Source organism: Pseudomonas monsensis (genome assembly GCF_014268495.2).
GTDB classification, from domain to species: domain Bacteria; phylum Pseudomonadota; class Gammaproteobacteria; order Pseudomonadales; family Pseudomonadaceae; genus Aquipseudomonas; species Aquipseudomonas monsensis.
Genome location: NZ_CP077087.1, coordinates 1,554,733 through 1,573,528, shown reverse-complemented (window position 1 = coordinate 1,573,528; position 18,796 = coordinate 1,554,733). Strand labels below are relative to the sequence as shown.

The window sequence follows — 18,796 nt, the reverse complement described above, 5'->3', positions numbered from 1 at the left end:
GTGTTCACGAGCCATCAGCGCAGTCCCTCCAGCCAGCCGTCGAGACTTCTGAAGGCATCGTTGAAGGTGCGATCAAGCTGCAACGGGGTGATGGAAACGTAACCCTGCATCACCGCATGAAAGTCGGTGCCCGGCCCGCCGTCTTCGGCATCGCCGGCAGCCGCAATCCAGTAACCGGCCTTGCCACGCGGATCGACCACTTTCATCGGCGCCGCCGCCCGGGCGCGATGGCCGAGACGGGTCAGTTGAATACCGCGAATGTGGTCGATCGGCAGATTCGGAATGTTCACGTTGAGTACCGTGCGCGGCGGCAGATCGAGCCCGGCATGGGCCTCGACCAGTTTGCGCGCAAACCAGGCCGCTGTCGGCAGATTATCCACCTGGCGCGAGACCAGCGAGAAGGCGAACGACGGACGCTCGAGGAAGCGCCCTTCGAGAGCAGCCGCCACGGTGCCGGAGTACAGCACGTCATCACCCAGGTTGGCGCCGAGATTGATGCCGGACACCACCATGTCCGCCTCGCGCTCCAGCAGGCCGTTGAGGCCCAGATGCACGCAGTCGGTCGGGGTGCCGTTGAGGCTGATAAAACCGTTGGCCAGATATTGCGGGTGCAATGGACGGTCGAGCGTCAGCGAACTGCTGGCGCCGCTTTTGTCCTGCTCCGGGGCGATAACCACGCATTCGGTGTAATCCGCCAGCGCAGCATAAAGCGCGGCGAGACCGGGTGCAGTTACCCCATCGTCGTTAGAAATCAGAATACGCATGGGCTGTCCGTCTGCCCCACCGGCACCAGATCAACGAGTTCGCGCACCAATACGGTGGCGAAGCATCCGGCCGGAAGGACGAATTCCAGTTGCAGAATGTCAGGCTGGGGATAATGCCACGACAACCCGCCAATGGGCAGTCGCAGGATGCGACGTTCGTGGCTCATGCCGGCGTGAATCAACCAATCGCGCAGATCCGCCTCACGGGCGGCGATCCCCTGTTCGAGTTCATGGACAGCGCCTGCGGTCGGAGAGTCACCTTCGCCCCATTGCGGCCCGGTCGGGTGCAGGTCGAGAATCGCCAGACGCGGGTCACTGCACTCGGCTTCACCGGCCGGGAAAAAACTGCGGCTGTCGGTGAACGCCAACAGATCGCCGACCTGGGCTGTTTGCCAGGTGCCATCGGCGACCCGTGCTGCGAGCAGCTGATTGAACAGAAAACTGCGCGCCGTCGACAACAGTCGCGAACGCACATTGCGCTGTTCCGGCAAGGCTTTGCGCGCCGCCCAGGCACGAGCATCGACGACGTTGCCGCCGTCATGGCCGAAACGCTGGGCGCCGAAATAATTGGGAATGCCCTGCCTGGCGATCAGTTGCAGCCGCTGCTCGATCGCCGCCTTGTCGCCGGCGAACTGGGTCAGGCGCAGGGTAAAACCGTTGGCCGAATGCGCGCCGCGTTGCAGCTTGCGCTTGTGGCGCGTGGTCTTGAGGATCTTCAGCGTGTCGTTTTCCGCCGCCGACAGATCCGGGTCAGCCTTGCCCGGCAGTTGCACGCTGAACCACTGACGGGTCAACGCCTGCCGATCCTTGAGCCCGGCATAGCTGACGGTACGCAATGGCACACCCGCCGCCTTGGCAAGACGCCGCGCCGCTTCCTCGGTGTTCAGGCCACGTTTTTCGACCCAGATCCACAGGTGTTCGCCATCGCCGCTGAACGGGATGTCGAGCACTTCATCGACCTGAAAATCTTCGGCGATGGCTTTCAGTACCGCGGTGCCGAGCGGTTCGCCCCAGGCCCGCGGGCCGAGCAATTGCAGTTCGTTCATGCGCGCAGCAACAAGGCAACGGAATGCACGGCAATGCCTTCTTCGCGACCGACAAAGCCGAGCTTTTCGGTGGTAGTAGCTTTCACGTTCACTTGATCCAACTCAACTTGAAGATCGGCGGCGATCAACGCGCGCATGGATTCGATATGCGGAGCCATTTTCGGCGCCTGAGCGACGATGGTGTTGTCGACGTTGGCGACTTTCCAGCCTTTGGCGTGGATCAGCGCGACCACATGACGCAGCAGCACACGGCTGTCGGCGCCCTTGAATTGCGGGTCGGTGTCCGGAAAGTGCTTGCCGATATCACCCAGCGCGGCCGCGCCGAGCAAGGCATCGCTCAAGGCGTGCAGCAGGACGTCACCGTCGGAATGAGCGAGCAGCCCGAAGCCGTGTGCAATGCGCACGCCGCCCAGAGTAATGAAATCGCCTTCAGCGAAACGGTGCACATCATAGCCGTGGCCAATACGCATAAAAAAACGCCCCGATTTTTGTCAGGGCGTGATTCTACCTGCATTAGGCCCGAAGGGCGCGTGCGTGATGCTGCAAGTGGTCGTCAATGAAGCTTGAGATAAAGAAATAGCTATGGTCGTAGCCCGGCTGCAGACGCAGGGTCAGCGGATGACCCGCTTGTTTTGCCGCCTGTTGCAGGGCTTCGGGTTTGAGCTGAGTGGCGAGGAAGTCATCCCGATCACCCTGATCGACCAGCAACGGCAGCTTTTCAGTGGCCTCGGCGATCAGTGCACAGGCATCCCACTCTTTCCACTTCGAACGGTCTTCACCCAGATAGCGCGAGAACGCCTTCTGGCCCCACGGGCAATCCATCGGATTGTTGATCGGCGAAAACGCCGACACCGATTGGTAACGTCCCGGATTGCGCAGTGCACAGACCAGCGCCCCGTGGCCGCCCATGGAATGGCCGCTGATGCTGCGTTTTGCCGATGCCGGGAAATGCGCTTCAACCAGTGCTGGCAATTCCTGCACGACATAGTCATGCATCCGATAGTGCCGCGCCCACGGTTCCTGCGTGGCGTTCAGGTAAAACCCGGCACCGAGGCCGAAGTCCCAGGCGCCATCCGGATCACCCGGCACGTCCGGGCCACGCGGACTGGTGTCCGGCGCCACAATGATCAACCCCAGCTCAGCCGCCATGCGCATCGCGCCAGCCTTTTGCATGAAATTCTCGTCGGTACAGGTCAGGCCCGACAACCAATACAGCACCGGCAGCTTGCCGCCCTGCTCCGCTTGCGGTGGCAGATACACGGCAAACACCATGTCACAGCCGAGCACCTCGGAGCGATGGCGATAGCGCTTGTGCCAACCGCCGAAACTCTTCTGACAGGAGATGTTTTCCAGACTCATGGGGATTCTCCCAGCTGCAAGCGGCAAGCTTCGAGCTTCAAGAAAAGGCAAAAGCGCCCGGACTTGCAGCTTGAAGCTTGTAACTTGAGGCTGCTTTTAGAAATGAATGACGGTACGGATGCTCTTGCCTTCGTGCATCAGGTCGAAGGCCTTGTTGATGTCTTCCAGGCCCATGGTGTGGGTGATGAAAGTATCCAGCGGGATCTCGCCGCTCTGCGCCATGTCGACGTAGCTTGGCAGCTCGGTACGACCACGCACGCCGCCGAACGCCGAACCGCGCCAGACACGCCCGGTCACCAGTTGGAACGGACGGGTGGAGATTTCCTGACCGGCCCCGGCCACGCCGATGATCACCGACTCGCCCCAGCCTTTGTGGCAGCACTCAAGGGCTGCACGCATCAGTTGCACGTTGCCGATGCACTCGAAAGAGAAATCGACGCCACCGTCGGTCATGTCGACGATGACTTCCTGGATCGGGCGATCGAAATCCTTCGGGTTCACACAGTCGGTGGCGCCGAGCTGTCTGGCGATCTCGAACTTGGCCGGGTTGATGTCGATGGCAATGATCCGCGAGGCCTTGGCCTTCACGGCGCCGATCACGGCGGACAAACCGATGCCGCCCAGGCCGAAAATCGCCACGGTGTCACCTGGCTTGACCTTGGCGGTGTTGAGCACTGCACCGATACCGGTGGTCACGCCGCAACCGAGCAGGCAGACCTTTTCCAGCGGCGCATCCTTGGCGATTTTTGCCACGGAGATTTCGGGAAGCACGGTGTACTCGGAGAAAGTCGAGGTGCCCATATAGTGGAAAATCGTTTCGCCCTTGTAGGAAAAGCGCGAAGTACCGTCCGGCATCAGGCCTTTACCCTGAGTCGAGCGAATCGCCTGACACAGGTTGGTCTTGCCCGACTTACAGAATTTGCACTGGCCGCATTCCGGGGTGTACAGCGGGATCACGTGATCACCGACAGCTACCGAGGTCACGCCCTCGCCAATGGCTTCAACGATGGCACCGCCCTCGTGGCCAAGGATAGACGGGAAGATCCCTTCCGGGTCAGCGCCGGACAGGGTGTAGGCGTCAGTGTGGCAAACCCCGGACGCGACCACACGCAGCAACACTTCACCGGCCTTGGGCATGGCGACATCGACTTCTACGATTTCCAGCGGCTTCTTGGCCTCGAAGGCTACGGCGGCGCGCGACTTGATCATGCTGACTCTCCAGTGAATCCATTGAATAAAAAACCAGACAGCCAGTGTAGTTCAGCGCCAGGTGATGAATAATCGGGTCAAAAGCAAAACATTATTGCCATACAGGGATAATCCCGATGTCCGAAAACCGCTGGGAAGGCATTGACGAGTTCGTCGCCGTCGCCGAATGCAGCCAGTTCACCGCCGCCGCCGAACGCCTGGGTGTTTCTTCCTCGCACATCAGTCGCCAAATCGTACGGCTCGAAGAGCGTTTGCAGACACGCCTGCTCTACCGCAGTACCCGCCGCGTGACATTAACCGAGGCCGGACAAACGTTTCTGCAACATTGCCAACGCTTGCAGGACGGTCGCGAAGAAGCGCTGCGCGCGGTCGGCGACCTGACCAGCGAACCGAAAGGCATGCTGCGCATGACTTGCGCCGTGGCTTACGGCGAGCGTTTCATCGTGCCGTTGGTCACTCGATTCATGGGGTTGTACCCGCAGTTGCGCATTGATATTGAACTGTCCAACCGCCCACTCGATCTGGTTCATGAAGGCCTGGATCTGGCGGTCCGCCTGGGCCGATTGCAAGATTCACGATTAGTGGCCACGCGACTGGCGCCTCGGCGCATGTATCTGTGCGCGTCGCCGTCCTACCTCGAACGGTATGGACGCCCGCACAGCCTGTCGGAACTGAGTCGGCACAATTGCCTGATTGGCAGTTCGGATATCTGGCAGCTGGAACAGAACGGGCGGGAATTTTCCCAGCGGGTGCAGGGAAACTGGCGTTGCAACAGTGGGCAAGCGGTGCTGGATGCAGCGCTGCAAGGGGTCGGGTTGTGTCAGTTGCCGGATTATTACGTGCTGGAGCATTTGCACAGTGGCGCGTTGATTTCCCTGCTGGAGGCGCATCAGCCGCCGAATACGGCAGTGTGGGCGCTGTACCCGCAGCAACGGCATTTGTCGCCGAAGGTGCGCAAGTTGGTGGATTTTTTGAAGGAAGGGTTGGCTGAGCGGCCGGAGTATCAGGAATGAGTGTTGCGTTGGCTGTAAATGCGCTATCGCGAGCAGGCTCACGCCTACAGGCGAACGCATTTCAAAATGTAGGAGTGAGCCTGCTCGCGATGGCGATTCAACAGGCACCACAAAAATTCAGCGGCGGTTAGCCCAACGCTGACGCAACCACTCCAGGTCTTCCGGCCGGGTGACCTTGAGGTTATCCGCCCGCCCTTCGATCATACGTGGCGCCAGACCGGCCCACTCCATTGCCGAGGCTTCATCGGTAATCAGTGCATCCGCCACCAGACTGTCCGCCAGCGCTCGATGCAGCGCACCGAGGCGGAACATCTGCGGCGTGTAGGCCTGCCAGATCACGCTGCGATCGACCGTTTCGACCACACGGCCATGCTTGTCGACCCGCTTCAGCGTGTCGCGTGCCGGCACCGCCAGCAAACCACCCACCGGGTCATGCGCCAGCTCAGCCAGCAGCTTGTCGAGGTCATCACGGCCCAGGTTCGGTCGCGCGGCGTCATGCACCAGCACCCAATCCTCATCATCGGCACCTTGCGCATGCAGATGCAGCAAGGCATTGAGCACCGAGCCTGAACGCTCGGATCCGCCCTCGACACGCTGAATTCGCGAGTCGGTAGCGCACGCCAGGTTCGGCCAATAAGGATCGTCAACCGCCAGACTGACCACCAGGCCCTTCAGACTCGGGTGATCAAGGAAACAGCCAAGGCTGTGTTCGAGAATTGTACGTCCGCCCAGTTGCAGGTACTGCTTGGGACGGTCCGCGGCCATTCGGGCACCGACGCCCGCGGCAGGAATCACGGCCCAGAAGGCCGGCAGAGAAGCGATCATTGGGCCAGCTGGTAAAGGGTTTCACCGTCCTTGACCATGCCCAGTTCGTGACGAGCCCGCTCTTCCACGGTCTCCATGCCTTTCTTCAGCTCGCTGACTTCAGCGTCCATCACCCGGTTGCGCTCCAGCAGGCCTTCGTTCTCGGCGTGCTGATCAGCAATCTGCTGTTTCAGTTCGGCGACCTGCGCCAGACTGCCATTGCCCACCCACAGGCGGTACTGCAGACCGGCCAGCAGCAAGAGCAAAACGAGAAACAACCAGTAAGGACTGCGCATCGAATATCAGGTATCCAGTGAAAAAAGACAGCCACGCCAAAACTTTGAAACGTCTGATAGCACGAAGCCTGGAAGATCCAGGCTTGTGCATGTAAGGCATCAGATTAGTGGCAAATCCATCGCTGTCACGACTTTTCCGACACAATCCGGTGTCCTTCCATCAGTTTGTACTTAGCCGCGGAACTCGCTGCGACCGTTGTACTTGGCTTTGCCATTCAACTGCTCTTCGATACGCAGCAGTTGGTTGTACTTGGAAACGCGGTCGGAACGGCACAGCGAACCGGTCTTGATCTGGCCAGCCGAGGTGCCCACTGCCAGGTCGGCGATGGTCGAATCTTCGGTTTCGCCCGAACGGTGCGAGATCACTGCGGTGTAACCGGCGGCCTTGGCCATCTGGATGGCTTCCAGGGTTTCGGTCAGGGTGCCGATCTGGTTGAACTTGATCAGGATCGAGTTGGCGATCTTTTTATCGATGCCTTCTTTCAGGATCTTGGTGTTGGTCACGAACAGGTCATCGCCAACCAGTTGGGTCTTCTCGCCGATCTTGTCGGTGAGGATCTTCCAGCCAGCCCAGTCGGACTCGTCCAGACCGTCTTCGATCGAGATGATCGGATAACGTTCAGTCAGGCCTTTCAGGTAATCGGCGAAACCTTCAGCGGTGAACACCTGGCCTTCGCCGGACAGGTTGTACTTGCCGTCTTCGTAGAATTCGCTCGCCGCGCAGTCCAGCGCCAGGGTCACGTCGGTGCCCAGCTTGTAACCGGCGTTGGCCACTGCTTCGGAGATCACTTTCAGCGCGTCTTCGTTGGACGCCAGGTTCGGTGCGAAACCGCCTTCGTCGCCAACTGCAGTGCTCAGGCCACGAGCCTTCAGCACAGCTTTGAGGTGATGGAAAATCTCGGTGCCCATGCGCAGACCTTCCGAGAAAGTCTTGGCGCCAACCGGCTGCACCATGAATTCCTGGATGTCGACGTTGTTATCGGCGTGCTCGCCACCGTTGATGATGTTCATCATCGGTACCGGCATCGAGTAGACACCCGGGGTGCCGTTCAGGTTGGCGATGTGTGCGTACAGTGGCAGATCCTGATCCTGTGCAGCAGCCTTGGCCGCAGCCAGGGACACCGCGAGGATGGCGTTGGCGCCCAGGGTTGCCTTGTTTTCGGTACCGTCGAGCTTGATCATCGCGTGATCCAGGGCTTTCTGGTCGCTCGGGTCAGTGCCCAGCAGCAGATCGCGGATCGGACCGTTGATGTTGGCTACCGCTTTGAGCACGCCCTTGCCCAGGTAACGGCTCTTGTCGCCATCACGCAGCTCGAGCGCTTCACGCGAGCCAGTGGATGCACCGGACGGCGCGCAAGCGCTGCCGATGATGCCGTTGTCGAGAAGCACGTCCGCTTCCACGGTGGGATTGCCACGGGAGTCGAGAACTTCACGACCTTTGATGTCGACGATTTTTGCCATTGTTGTAAACACTCCAAAGTTGACGAAAACGACGCAGCTAGAGGAAATCTTTTTACCGTCGGCAAGGGGTGTGCAGCGGGCAGACTTGCAGACGATAACGCTCATGCCCGAGGGCATGAGCGACAAATCGTGCGGTACTTTACCGGAGAATTGAGGTTTACGCGGTTTCTACCGTCGGAAAACTCTTCACCAGTTCGTCCAAAGCTTTGAGCTGGGCCAGGAATGGCTCCAGTTTGTCCAGACGCAAGGCACAAGGGCCGTCGCATTTGGCGTTGTCCGGATCCGGATGGGCTTCGAGGAACAGACCGGCCAGCGACTGGCTCATGCCGGCCTTGGCCAGATCGGTGACTTGTGCACGGCGACCGCCGGCGGAGTCGGAACGACCGCCAGGCATTTGCAGCGAGTGGGTCACGTCGAAGAATACCGGGTACTCGAATTGCTTCATGATGCCGAAGCCGAGCATGTCGACCACGAGGTTGTTGTAGCCGAAGCTCGAACCACGCTCGCAGAGAATCAGTTGATCGTTACCCGCTTCCACGCACTTGTTCAGGATGTGCTTCATTTCCTGAGGCGCGAGGAACTGAGCTTTCTTGATGTTGATCACCGCGCCGGTCTTGGCCATCGCGACGACCAGATCGGTCTGGCGCGACAGGAAGGCCGGCAACTGGATGATGTCGCAGACTTCAGCGACGGCCTGAGCCTGATCAGGCTCGTGGACGTCGGTGATGATCGGCACGCCGAAGGCTTGTTTGATGTCCTGGAAGATACGCATGCCCTCTTCCAGGCCAGGACCACGATAAGAGGTCACAGAAGAACGGTTGGCCTTGTCGAAACTGGCCTTGAACACGTAAGGGATGCCGAGCTTTTCGGTGACCTTCACGTACTCCTCGCAAACCTGCATGGCCATGTCACGGCTTTCCAGCACGTTCATGCCGCCGAACAGCACCATGGGTTTGTCGTTGGCAATCTCGATGTCGCCGACGCGGATGATCTTCTGTGCCATCGGGGTTACGCCTTCTTCTGGTGTTGAGCCAATGCTGCTTTGACAAAACCGCTGAACAGCGGATGGCCATCACGTGGTGTCGAGGTGAACTCAGGGTGGAACTGGCAAGCGACGAACCATGGATGATCCGGTGCTTCGACCACTTCAACCAGCGCGGCGTCAGCGGAGCGACCGGAGATTTTCAGGCCGGCCTCGATGATTTGTGGCAGCAGGTTGTTGTTCACTTCGTAGCGGTGACGGTGACGCTCGACAATCACATCCTTGCCGTAGCAATCGTGCACCTTGGAGCCGGCCTCGAGCAGGCATTCCTGAGCGCCCAGGCGCATGGTGCCGCCCAGATCGGACGCTTCGGTACGCACTTCAACCGCGCCGGTGGCGTCTTCCCACTCGGTGATCAGACCCACGACCGGATGGCCGCTGGCGCGATCGAACTCGGTGGAGTTGGCGTCTTTCCAGCCCAGCACGTTACGGGCGAACTCGATCACCGCCACTTGCATGCCGAGGCAGATGCCCAGGTACGGAACCTTGTTTTCGCGAGCGTACTGAACGGCAGTGATCTTGCCTTCCACGCCGCGCAGACCGAAGCCACCCGGTACGAGGATCGCATCGACACCTTCGAGCAGCGCAGTGCCCTGGTTTTCGATGTCTTCGGAGTCGATGTAGCGCAGGTTGACCTTGGTACGGTTGCTGATGCCGGCATGACTCATCGCTTCGATCAGCGACTTGTAGGCGTCCAGCAGTTCCATGTACTTGCCGACCATCGCGATGGTCACTTCGTGTTCCGGGTTCAGCTTGGCATCAACCACAGCTTCCCACTCGGACAGGTCAGCGCTGCCGCACTGCAGGCCAAAACGCTCGACGACAAAATCGTCCAGACCCTGCGAGTGCAGGATGCCCGGGATCTTGTAGATGGTGTCGGCGTCTTCCAGCGCGATGACCGCACGTTCTTCAACGTTGGTGAACTGAGCGATCTTGCGACGCGACGAAACGTCGATCGGGTGATCGGAACGGCACACCAGCACGTCTGGCTGCAGGCCGATCGAACGCAGTTCCTTCACGGAGTGCTGGGTCGGCTTGGTTTTGGTCTCGCCAGCGGTGGCGATGTACGGCACCAGTGTCAGGTGCATCAACATCGCGCGCTTGGCGCCGACTTCGAAACGCAACTGACGGATGGCTTCAAGGAACGGTTGCGACTCGATGTCACCGACGGTGCCACCGATTTCGACCATTGCCACGTCAGCGTCACCGGCACCTTTGATGATGCGACGCTTGATTTCGTCGGTGATGTGCGGAATCACCTGAATGGTTGCACCCAGGTAGTCACCACGGCGCTCTTTGCGCAGCACGTGCTCGTAGACACGGCCGGTGGTGAAGTTGTTGTTCTGGGTCATGGTCGTGCGGATGAACCGCTCGTAGTGGCCCAGGTCCAGGTCGGTCTCGGCGCCGTCGTGGGTGACGAACACTTCACCGTGCTGGAACGGGCTCATGGTGCCCGGGTCGACGTTGATGTACGGATCCAGCTTAAGCATGGTGACCTTAAGCCCCCGCGCCTCCAGGATGGCCGCCAATGAAGCCGAGGCAATGCCTTTCCCCAATGAAGAAACAACACCGCCCGTGACGAATATGTAGCGCGTCATGAAAAACCCTAGAAGTCTGCGTTAAAGCGGTACGAGCCGCCGGGGAAAGCGAAGGAAGGCCGAAGCCCCCGATCACCTGCATTAATCACAGTGCACCTTTCAAAAAAACCGCCGCGTTGGGACAGACCGGCAGATGAAACACCGGTACGTTGCTCGCTACACATTTTTTGGAATCGCCCAGCAAAGACTGCTTGGTAATCGGCAACTCCTGCAATTCAGGCGAATCCACAGAAGTTGTATCAAGAAGGGAGCGTAGTCTACCGGAATGCTCCTTTCAGCTCAAACCTTGATCTTCGTCTGTTGGCTGCCAATGCAATTTCCAGCCATCGCGCCCATCGCCATCAAGCCCCGGCAGGTTCGCCACCGCGAGCAATTCTGCGCCACGAAACAGCAGCGGCAATCTGCCACGCACGAAGGCCGGCACTGCGCGCTCATTAAGCAGGCGTTTGAGATCGCGGTGGCCGCGATCGGCCAGACGCATCACTTCGCCGCCCTGCCGATAGGCAATGCGCAGCGGCCCGGCAGGCGCCTGCCCCATGAGCATGACACGGCCGTTATCGGGCAAGCGTAGCGCTGACGTCGGGGCTTGCCACTCGCCACCGATCACCGGCGTGCGCAGCCAGTTGCCACTGAGCCACCACAATCGACCGGCGCTGCGATGCAACTCGCCATCGGCCAGACGCCAGTTCGGTGAAGCATCGCTGGCGGCATGGCACAGATCGTCCCAACCCGACCAATGGTCAGTGTCGGGCAGTCGCGTCAGCGGTTCGAGCCAGTGCCTCAGCGCGTTTCGTTGACGGGCGGCAGACAGCCCGGACAGCGGGGCCAATGTCAGCGACGGCAGGCCCAGCCACTCGAAATCGTGGGCAGTGCCGGCCTGAGCCAGATCCATCTGCGCCAGCTCATCGAGCAAGCCTTGTGCGTCACGCAGATGCGCGGCGCTGCGGGCCATGTTCGCCTGCGCTTGCGGCCAGCGCTCGCTCAGCGCCGGCATGACCTGATGGCGCAGGTAATTGCGCGAGAACTGCCGATGCTGATTCGACGGATCTTCGATCCAGCTTAACGAGTGAGCCTGTGCATAACGTTCCAGCTCGGCGCGAGTGACAGCCAGCAACGGGCGAATCAACGTGCCCTGCCCCACAGGCCTTTGCTGCGGCATTCCCGACAATCCACGCACTCCCGCGCCACGCAGCAGCCGAAACAGCAACGTTTCCGCCTGATCATCACGGTGCTGGCCGGTGAGCAATACGTCATTGGCTAGTGTCTGGGCACTGAATACCGCGTAACGCGCATCCCGCGCCGCCCGCTCCAGACTCGCACCTGGCTGCACCTTCACCCGCTCGATCAGCAACGGCACCCCCAGCGCATCACACACGGCCTGGCAATGTTGCGGCCACGCATCAGCCGCAGTCTGAAGACCGTGATGGATATGGATGGCGCTCAGTGCAGGCAGTGATTCGGTTTTTGCCAGATCGGCAAGCAGGTGCAGGAGGACGGTGGAATCGAGACCACCGGAAAACGCGATGCGCCAATGCGCGGCGTTGCGCCACTGCTCAAGGTTGCGCAAAAGCCGTGAAGGCAAATCAATCGAAAGCGGACTCATTTTTTACCTTCACGGAAAGCCAATGTGGGAGCGAGCTTGCTCGCGAAAGCGGTTCAACATTCAACATTTTCGTTGTTTGTTATAACGCCTTCGCGAGCAAGCTCGCTCCCACAGTGTTTTGCATTGTCAGCCGAATCGGCTTTCGATTAGAGACCGTAGCTCATCAGTCGATCGTAACGGCGCTTCAACAGCGCTTCGTTGTCGAACTTCTTCAGCATCGCCAGTTGCGAGCTCAGCTCGGCGCGGATCGACGCAGCGGCAGCTGCCGGATCACGGTGGGCGCCACCCAGTGGCTCGCTGATCACCTTGTCGACAATGCCCAAGCCTTTCAGGCGCTCGGCGGTGATGCCCATCGCTTCAGCGGCATCCGGCGCTTTTTCGGCGGTTTTCCACAGAATCGAAGCGCAACCTTCCGGCGAGATCACCGCGTAGGTCGAGTACTGCAGCATGTTCAACTGGTCGCAGACACCGATCGCCAGTGCACCGCCGGAACCACCCTCACCGATCACGGTGGCGATGATCGGGGTTTTCAGGCGCGACATCACGCGCAGGTTCCAGGCAATCGCTTCGCTCTGGTTACGCTCTTCGGCGTCGATACCTGGATAAGCACCCGGGGTGTCGATGAAGGTCAGGATCGGCATTTTGAAACGCTCGGCCATCTCCATCAGACGGCACGCCTTGCGGTAGCCTTCCGGACGCGGCATGCCGAAGTTGCGGCGTACCTTCTCGCGCACTTCACGGCCCTTCTGGTGGCCGATGATCATCACCGGCTGGTCTTCCAGACGTGCCACGCCGCCAACGATTGCCGCGTCGTCGGAGAAGTGACGGTCGCCGTGCAGTTCGTCGAACTCGGTGAAGATGTGCTCGATGTAGTCCAGGGTGTACGGGCGTTTCGGGTGACGCGCCAGGCGTGCGATCTGCCAGCTGGTCAGCTTGCCGAAGATGTCTTCGGTCAGCGTTTTGCTCTTGTCCTGCAGGCGGGAGATCTCATCGCCGATATTCAGCGAATTGTCATTACCGACCAAGCGCAACTCTTCGATCTTGGCTTGCAGGTCGGCGATCGGCTGTTCGAAATCTAGAAAATTCGGGTTCATAGGCGTCCGTCTTGGGTCGTGTCCCAAATGAGCTTGGGCCGGCCGGTTGTCTATTCGCGCCCTACCTTAAGGGAGAGGCGCGCTCAGGTCGAGATTAAAAATTCAGGTTTCAGGCAAGCGCAATGATGGCACCTGCCGGTCAACGGTATTGGAGGAAGACGTTGTCTCGCCCGAACTGGTCACGCAGGGCTTGAATCAAGGCATCCGCCGGGTCGATCCGCCAGGTCTCGCCGAACTGCAGCAAGGTCTTCGCATCGGGACTGGTGTATTCCATGGTGATCGGGCACGCCCCGCGATGACGCTTGAGCAAATCCCCCAACCAGCGTAGCTGATCGCCTTTCAGATCCTGAGTCTGCAGCTTCAAACGCAGACTCTCGGCCAGGTTGGTGCGCGCATCTTCCATGCTCATCACGCGCTTGACCCGCAGGCGCAGGCCGCCGGAGAAGTCGTCGTTGCTGACCTCGCCTTCGACCACCACCATTGCATCGGTCTGCAACAGCGACTGTGCGGAGTGGAACGCATCGGCGAACAGCGACGCCTCGATCCGCCCCGAGCGGTCGTCGAGGGTAATGAAGCCCATCTTGTCGCCCTTCTTGTTCTTCATCACCCGCAGGGCAATGATCATCCCGGCCACGGTTTGCGTGTCGCGGGCCGGCTTCAGGTCGATGATGCGCTGCCGGGCGAAACGGCGGATCTCGCCTTCGTATTCGTCGATCGGGTGACCGGTCAGGTACAGGCCCAGGGTGTCTTTCTCACCTTTGAGACGTTCCTTGAGGGTCAGCTCCTTGGCCTTGCGATGCGACGCATAAACGTCGGCGTCTTCCTCGACGAACAGCCCGCCAAACAGATCGGCGTGACCGCTGTCGTGGGTACGCGCGGTTTGTTCGGCGGCCTTGATCGCCTCTTCCATCGCCGCCAGCAGCACGGCGCGGTTACGGTCGATGTTGGCCTGATAAGCCTTTTGTTCGTCGTGAAAGTACGGTCCGAGGCGATCCAGTGCACCGCTGCGGATCAAACCGTCCAGCGTGCGCTTGTTGATGCGTTTGAGATCGACCCGGGCGCAGAAATCGAACAGATCCTTGAACGGACCTTCCTGACGCGCTTCGGTAATTGCCTCAACCGGACCTTCGCCGACGCCTTTGATCGCCCCGAGGCCATACACGATGCGGCCGTCGTCGTTCACCGTGAACTTGAACTCGGAAGTGTTCACGTCCGGCGCGTCGAGGCGCAGCTTCATGGTGCGCACTTCCTCGATCAAGGTCACGACCTTGTCGGTGTTGTGCATATCCGCCGAGAGTACCGCGGCCATGAACGGCGCCGGGTAGTGGGCTTTCAGCCAGGCGGTCTGGTACGAAACCAGGCCGTAAGCGGCGGAGTGGGATTTGTTGAAGCCGTAACCGGCGAATTTCTCTACGAGATCGAAGATGTTACCGGCAAGGTCGGCGTCGATATTATTGGTCGCGCAACCTTCAATGAAACCGCCGCGCTGCTTGGCCATTTCTTCCGGTTTTTTCTTACCCATCGCCCGACGCAGCATGTCCGCACCACCGAGGGTGTAACCGGCCATGACCTGGGCAATCTGCATCACCTGTTCCTGATACAGGATGATGCCGTACGTCGGCGCCAATACCGGCTTGAGGCCTTCGTACTGGTAGTCCGAGTGCGGGTACGCCAGTTCGGCGCGACCGTGCTTACGGTTGATGAAGTCGTCCACCATGCCGGACTGCAGCGGGCCCGGACGGAACAACGCCACCAGTGCGATCAAGTCTTCCAGGCAGTCGGGCTTGAGCTTTTTGATCAGCTCCTTCATGCCGCGGGATTCAAGCTGGAACACTGCTGTAGTTTCAGCTTTCTGCAACAGCGTGTAGGTCGGTTTGTCGTCCAGCGGGATAAACGCGATATCCAGCGGCGGCTCGTTGACCTTGGCGCGGTCGCGGTTAATGGTTTTCAGCGCCCAGTCGATGATCGTCAGGGTCCGCAGACCGAGGAAGTCGAACTTCACCAGACCGGCGGCTTCAACGTCGTCCTTGTCGAATTGGGTTACCAGACCGTCGCCGGCCTCGTCGCAATAGATCGGCGAGAAGTCGGTCAGTTTGGTCGGCGCGATAACCACGCCACCCGCGTGCTTACCAACGTTACGCACCACACCTTCGAGCTTACGCGCCATCTCCCAGATTTCAGCCGCTTCTTCATCGACCTTGATGAAGTCACGCAGGATCTCTTCCTGCTCGTAGGCTTTTTCCAGGGTCATGCCGACTTCGAACGGAATCATCTTCGACAGACGATCCGCCAGGCCGTAGGACTTGCCCTGCACCCGCGCCACGTCGCGCACCACAGCCTTGGCGGCCATGGAACCGAAGGTGATGATCTGGCTCACCGCGTTGCGGCCGTATTTCTCGGCCACGTAGTCGATCACCCGGTCACGACCGTCCATGCAGAAGTCGACGTCGAAGTCGGGCATCGAAACCCGTTCCGGGTTAAGGAAACGTTCGAACAGCAGGTCGTATTCCAGCGGATCGAGGTCGGTGATCTTCTGCACATAAGCCACCAGCGAGCCGGCACCCGACCCCCGGCCAGGACCTACTGGCACGCCGTTGTTCTTGGCCCACTGGATAAAGTCCATCACGATCAGGAAGTAACCGGGGAAGCCCATCTGGATGATGATATCCAGCTCGAAATTCAAGCGATCGACGTAGACCTGACGCTTGGCTTCGTAGTCTTCGGTGGTGTCCTTGGGCAGCAGCACCGCGAGACGCTCTTCGAGACCGTCGAAGGACACCTTGCGGAAGTATTCGTCGATGGTCATGCCATCGGGGATCGGGAAGTTGGGCAGGAAGTGCGTGCCCAGCTTCACCTCAATGTTGCAGCGCTTGGCAATCTCGACGGTGTTTTCGATGGCGTCGGGAATGTCGCTGAACAGCTCGGCCATTTCCTCGGCGCTTTTGAGGTATTGCTGATCGCTGTAATTCTTCGAACGCCGCGGATCGTCGAGGGCACGGCCCTCACCGATGCATACACGGGTTTCGTGGGCCGCGAAGTCTTCCTGCTTGATGAAGCGCACATCGTTGGTCGCCACCAGCGGCGCGCCGAGCTTGTCGGCCAAGGCCACGGCGCCGTGCAGTTGTTCTTCGTCATTGGGACGGTTGGTGCGCTGGATTTCCAGGTAGAAACGATCCGGGAACACCGCCATCCATTCACGCGCCAGCGCTTCGGCTTCCGCGGGGTTGCCGCCGATCATGGCCATGCCGATCTCGCCTTCTTTGGCGGCGGACAGCATGATCAGGCCCTCGTTGGCCTCGGCGACCCACTCGCGCTCGACGATGATCATGCCGTTGCGCTGGCCTTCGATGAAGCCGCGCGAGATCAACTCGGTGAGGTTGCGATAGCCCTTGGCGTTCATCACCAACAGACTGATCCGGCTCAGCGGCGCATCCGGATCCTTGTTCGACAGCCACAGGTCGGCGCCGCAGATCGGCTTGATGCCTGCGCCCATGGCGTTTTTATAGAATTTGACCAGGGAACACATGTTGTTCTGGTCGGTGACTGCCACCGCGGGCATGTTCATGCCGGTCAGGGCCTTGACCAGTGGCTTGATCCGCACCAGCCCGTCGACCAGGGAGTATTCAGTGTGCAGGCGTAGATGAACGAATGAAGCCGGCATAGTGATCCTGTCCAGTTACATAGAGACAACAAGGCCCGGATTGTACCGGGCCTCGAACAAAACATCAGCCTTGCGACTAAACCTGCGTCAGGCCTTCCAGCGCCTCGTAAGCCTGACGCACCGGGGCAAACGAGCGCCGGTGAATCGGCGTCGGCCCGAGCCGGGCCAACGCTTCCAGATGAACGGGCGTCGGATAGCCTTTATGGCCGCCGATGCCGTAACCCGGGTAGATCAGTTCGAACGCGGCCATTTCACGGTCGCGGCTGACCTTGGCCAGGATCGACGCCGCCGCAATCGCGGGAACCTTGCCATCACCCTGCACCACCGCTTCGGCGCGCATCGGCAGTTTCGGGCAGCGATTGCCGTCGATCATCGCCAGTTTCGGCTGCACATGCAGGCCAGCCACAGCGCGCTGCATGGCCAGCATGGTGGCGTGGAGGATGTTGAGCTCGTCGATTTCCTCGACTTCGGCGCGGGCGATGCACCAGCTCAGGGACTTCTCGATGATCTCGTCGTAGAGCTTTTCGCGTTTGGCTTCGGTGAGTTTCTTCGAGTCGTTGAGACCAAGGATCGGCCGGTTCGGGTCGAGAATCACTGCTGCCGTGACCACCGCACCGCATAACGGGCCACGACCGACTTCATCGACACCGGCGACCAGTTCCTCGACTTCGGCGACCAGGGTGAAATCCAGGCCCATCTGCATAGTTTTCTTGCTCATCGTGATTGACCGATCAGGTTGAGGACGGCGTCCGCCGCCTGATTGGAAGCGTCCCGCCTCAGCGTGCGATGAATCTCGTCAAAGCCGCGGGTCTGCTCCTCGCCACCGTCGATCAAGGGCGACAGGGTCTGCGCCAACGCCTCGACTGTCGCATCATCCTGCAACAGTTCTGGTACCAGCAGCCGCTGAGCCAACAGGTTTGGCAGCGACACATAAGGGCTCTTGACCATGCGCTTGAGAATCCAGAACGTCAGCGGCGCCAGGCGATAAGCCACCACCATTGGCCGCTTGTACAGCAGCGCCTCAAGCGTGGCCGTGCCGGAAGCGATCAGTACGGCATTGCACGCCGCCAGGGCCAGATGGGATTTGCCGTCGAGCAGGGTCACCGGCAGGTCGCGGCCAACCAGCAGCGCTTCGATCTGCGCACGACGCTCGGCATTGGCGCACGGCAGGACGAAACGCAACCCCGGGTGCATGGCACGCAGGCGCTCGGCCGTATCGAGGAAAAGTGCACCGAGACGGCCGACTTCGCCACCCCGACTGCCCGGCATCAACGCGACCAGCGGACCGTCGGGCAGGCCCAGTTCGGCGCGCGCCGCAGCGCGATCGGCTTCCAGCGGGATGGTATCGGCCAGCGTGTGACCGACGAAGCGGACCGGCACGCCCTTCTCTTCGTAAAACCTGGCTTCGAACGGCAACAGCGTCAGCATCAGGTCGCAGCCTTCGCGAATCTTCAGCACGCGCTTCTGCCGCCACGCCCATACCGACGGGCTGACGTAGTGCACGGTTTTGATTCCGGCCTGACGCAGCTTGAGTTCGATATTGAGGTTGAAGTCCGGGGCATCGATACCGATGAATACGTCCGGTTTCGCCGCGATCAGCGTGGCGATCAGATCCTTGCGACGCTTGAGCAATTCGCGCAACCGCCCAAGGACTTCCACCAGGCCCATGACCGACAGGCGCTCCATGGGAAAGCAGGACGTCAGCCCCTCGGCCTGCATCAAGGGCCCGCCGACACCGATGAACTCGACCGCCGGGTGTTGTGCCTTGAGGGCGCGCATGAGACCGGCGCCCAAAATGTCACCGGAAGCCTCACCCGCTACCAGCGCAATACGCAGATTGGCCATG

The 18,796-nt window shown here is 60.2% G+C and carries 16 protein-coding genes; 1 reads left to right on the top strand and 15 read right to left on the bottom strand.

All coding sequences use genetic code 11. The annotated features are described in order from the left end of the window. Positions 1-14: 14 nt before the first annotated feature. From surE to HV782_RS06695, 5 genes are all read right to left on the bottom strand, one after another. Complete coding sequence (gene surE, locus HV782_RS06715; protein WP_123465116.1) at positions 15-764, bottom strand: 5'/3'-nucleotidase SurE; 750 nt, start codon at positions 762-764, stop codon at positions 15-17. Continuing rightward, positions 752-1,810 carry a tRNA pseudouridine(13) synthase TruD gene (truD, locus tag HV782_RS06710; RefSeq protein ID WP_186745133.1) on the bottom strand — a complete coding sequence of 353 codons (1,059 nt, stop codon included), beginning with the start codon at positions 1,808-1,810 and terminating at the stop codon, positions 752-754. Before truD ends, surE begins: the two co-directional genes overlap by 13 nt. Then, positions 1,807-2,280, bottom strand: coding sequence for a 2-C-methyl-D-erythritol 2,4-cyclodiphosphate synthase (ispF, locus tag HV782_RS06705; protein WP_008057340.1), 474 nt, complete (start codon positions 2,278-2,280; stop codon positions 1,807-1,809). The genes truD and ispF overlap by 4 nt, the downstream gene beginning before the upstream one ends. 43 nt (positions 2,281-2,323) lie before the next feature. Further along, positions 2,324-3,175 (bottom strand): S-formylglutathione hydrolase, encoded by an 852-nt coding sequence (gene fghA / locus HV782_RS06700; protein WP_186745212.1) that lies wholly within the window; start codon positions 3,173-3,175, stop codon positions 2,324-2,326. A 90-nt stretch (positions 3,176-3,265) separates the two neighbouring features. Beyond that, a complete protein-coding gene (locus HV782_RS06695) occupies positions 3,266-4,378 on the bottom strand; it encodes an S-(hydroxymethyl)glutathione dehydrogenase/class III alcohol dehydrogenase (protein ID WP_123465111.1) in 1,113 nt (370 codons plus the stop codon). Positions 4,379-4,494: 116 nt separating this feature from the next. Here HV782_RS06695 and HV782_RS06690 point away from each other — a divergent pair, with 116 nt between their 5' ends. Further along, positions 4,495-5,391, top strand: a complete 897-nt coding sequence (locus tag HV782_RS06690; RefSeq protein ID WP_123465109.1) for a LysR substrate-binding domain-containing protein — start codon at positions 4,495-4,497, stop codon at positions 5,389-5,391. Positions 5,392-5,508: 117 nt separating this feature from the next. On the opposite strand, the gene ispD is transcribed toward HV782_RS06690, so the two are convergent. The 10 genes from ispD to lpxB form a co-directional block, all read right to left on the bottom strand. Beyond that, positions 5,509-6,216 (bottom strand): 2-C-methyl-D-erythritol 4-phosphate cytidylyltransferase, encoded by a 708-nt coding sequence (gene ispD, locus HV782_RS06685; RefSeq protein WP_186745130.1) that lies wholly within the window; start codon positions 6,214-6,216, stop codon positions 5,509-5,511. Beyond that, the gene (gene ftsB / locus HV782_RS06680) at positions 6,213-6,491 is read right to left on the bottom strand and encodes a cell division protein FtsB (RefSeq protein WP_007964293.1); all 279 of its coding nucleotides are present in this window, start codon (positions 6,489-6,491) and stop codon (positions 6,213-6,215) included. The genes ispD and ftsB overlap by 4 nt, the downstream gene beginning before the upstream one ends. A gap of 171 nt (positions 6,492-6,662) precedes the next feature. Next, the gene (eno, locus tag HV782_RS06675; protein ID WP_003222156.1) at positions 6,663-7,952 is read right to left on the bottom strand and encodes a phosphopyruvate hydratase; all 1,290 of its coding nucleotides are present in this window, start codon (positions 7,950-7,952) and stop codon (positions 6,663-6,665) included. A gap of 157 nt (positions 7,953-8,109) precedes the next feature. Continuing rightward, a complete protein-coding gene (gene kdsA / locus HV782_RS06670) occupies positions 8,110-8,955 on the bottom strand; it encodes a 3-deoxy-8-phosphooctulonate synthase (RefSeq protein WP_123465105.1) in 846 nt (281 codons plus the stop codon). A 5-nt stretch (positions 8,956-8,960) separates the two neighbouring features. Then, entirely contained in the window at positions 8,961-10,592 is a 1,632-nt protein-coding gene (gene pyrG / locus HV782_RS06665) for a CTP synthase (protein ID WP_123465103.1), read from the bottom strand. Positions 10,593-10,866: 274 nt separating this feature from the next. Then, on the bottom strand, positions 10,867-12,195 hold the full coding sequence (gene tilS, locus HV782_RS06660; RefSeq protein ID WP_186745128.1) for a tRNA lysidine(34) synthetase TilS: 1,329 nt from the start codon (positions 12,193-12,195) through the stop codon (positions 10,867-10,869). A 146-nt stretch (positions 12,196-12,341) separates the two neighbouring features. Beyond that, positions 12,342-13,289 (bottom strand): acetyl-CoA carboxylase carboxyltransferase subunit alpha, encoded by a 948-nt coding sequence (locus HV782_RS06655; RefSeq protein ID WP_123465099.1) that lies wholly within the window; start codon positions 13,287-13,289, stop codon positions 12,342-12,344. A 139-nt stretch (positions 13,290-13,428) separates the two neighbouring features. After that, positions 13,429-16,950 carry a DNA polymerase III subunit alpha gene (gene dnaE / locus HV782_RS06650; protein ID WP_128615930.1) on the bottom strand — a complete coding sequence of 1,174 codons (3,522 nt, stop codon included), beginning with the start codon at positions 16,948-16,950 and terminating at the stop codon, positions 13,429-13,431. 76 nt (positions 16,951-17,026) lie between these two features. Continuing rightward, the gene (gene rnhB / locus HV782_RS06645; RefSeq protein WP_064586190.1) at positions 17,027-17,653 is read right to left on the bottom strand and encodes a ribonuclease HII; all 627 of its coding nucleotides are present in this window, start codon (positions 17,651-17,653) and stop codon (positions 17,027-17,029) included. Between the two features lie 11 nt (positions 17,654-17,664). After that, complete coding sequence (lpxB, locus tag HV782_RS06640; protein ID WP_123465095.1) at positions 17,665-18,795, bottom strand: lipid-A-disaccharide synthase; 1,131 nt, start codon at positions 18,793-18,795, stop codon at positions 17,665-17,667. Between the last annotated feature and the right edge of the window lies 1 nt (position 18,796).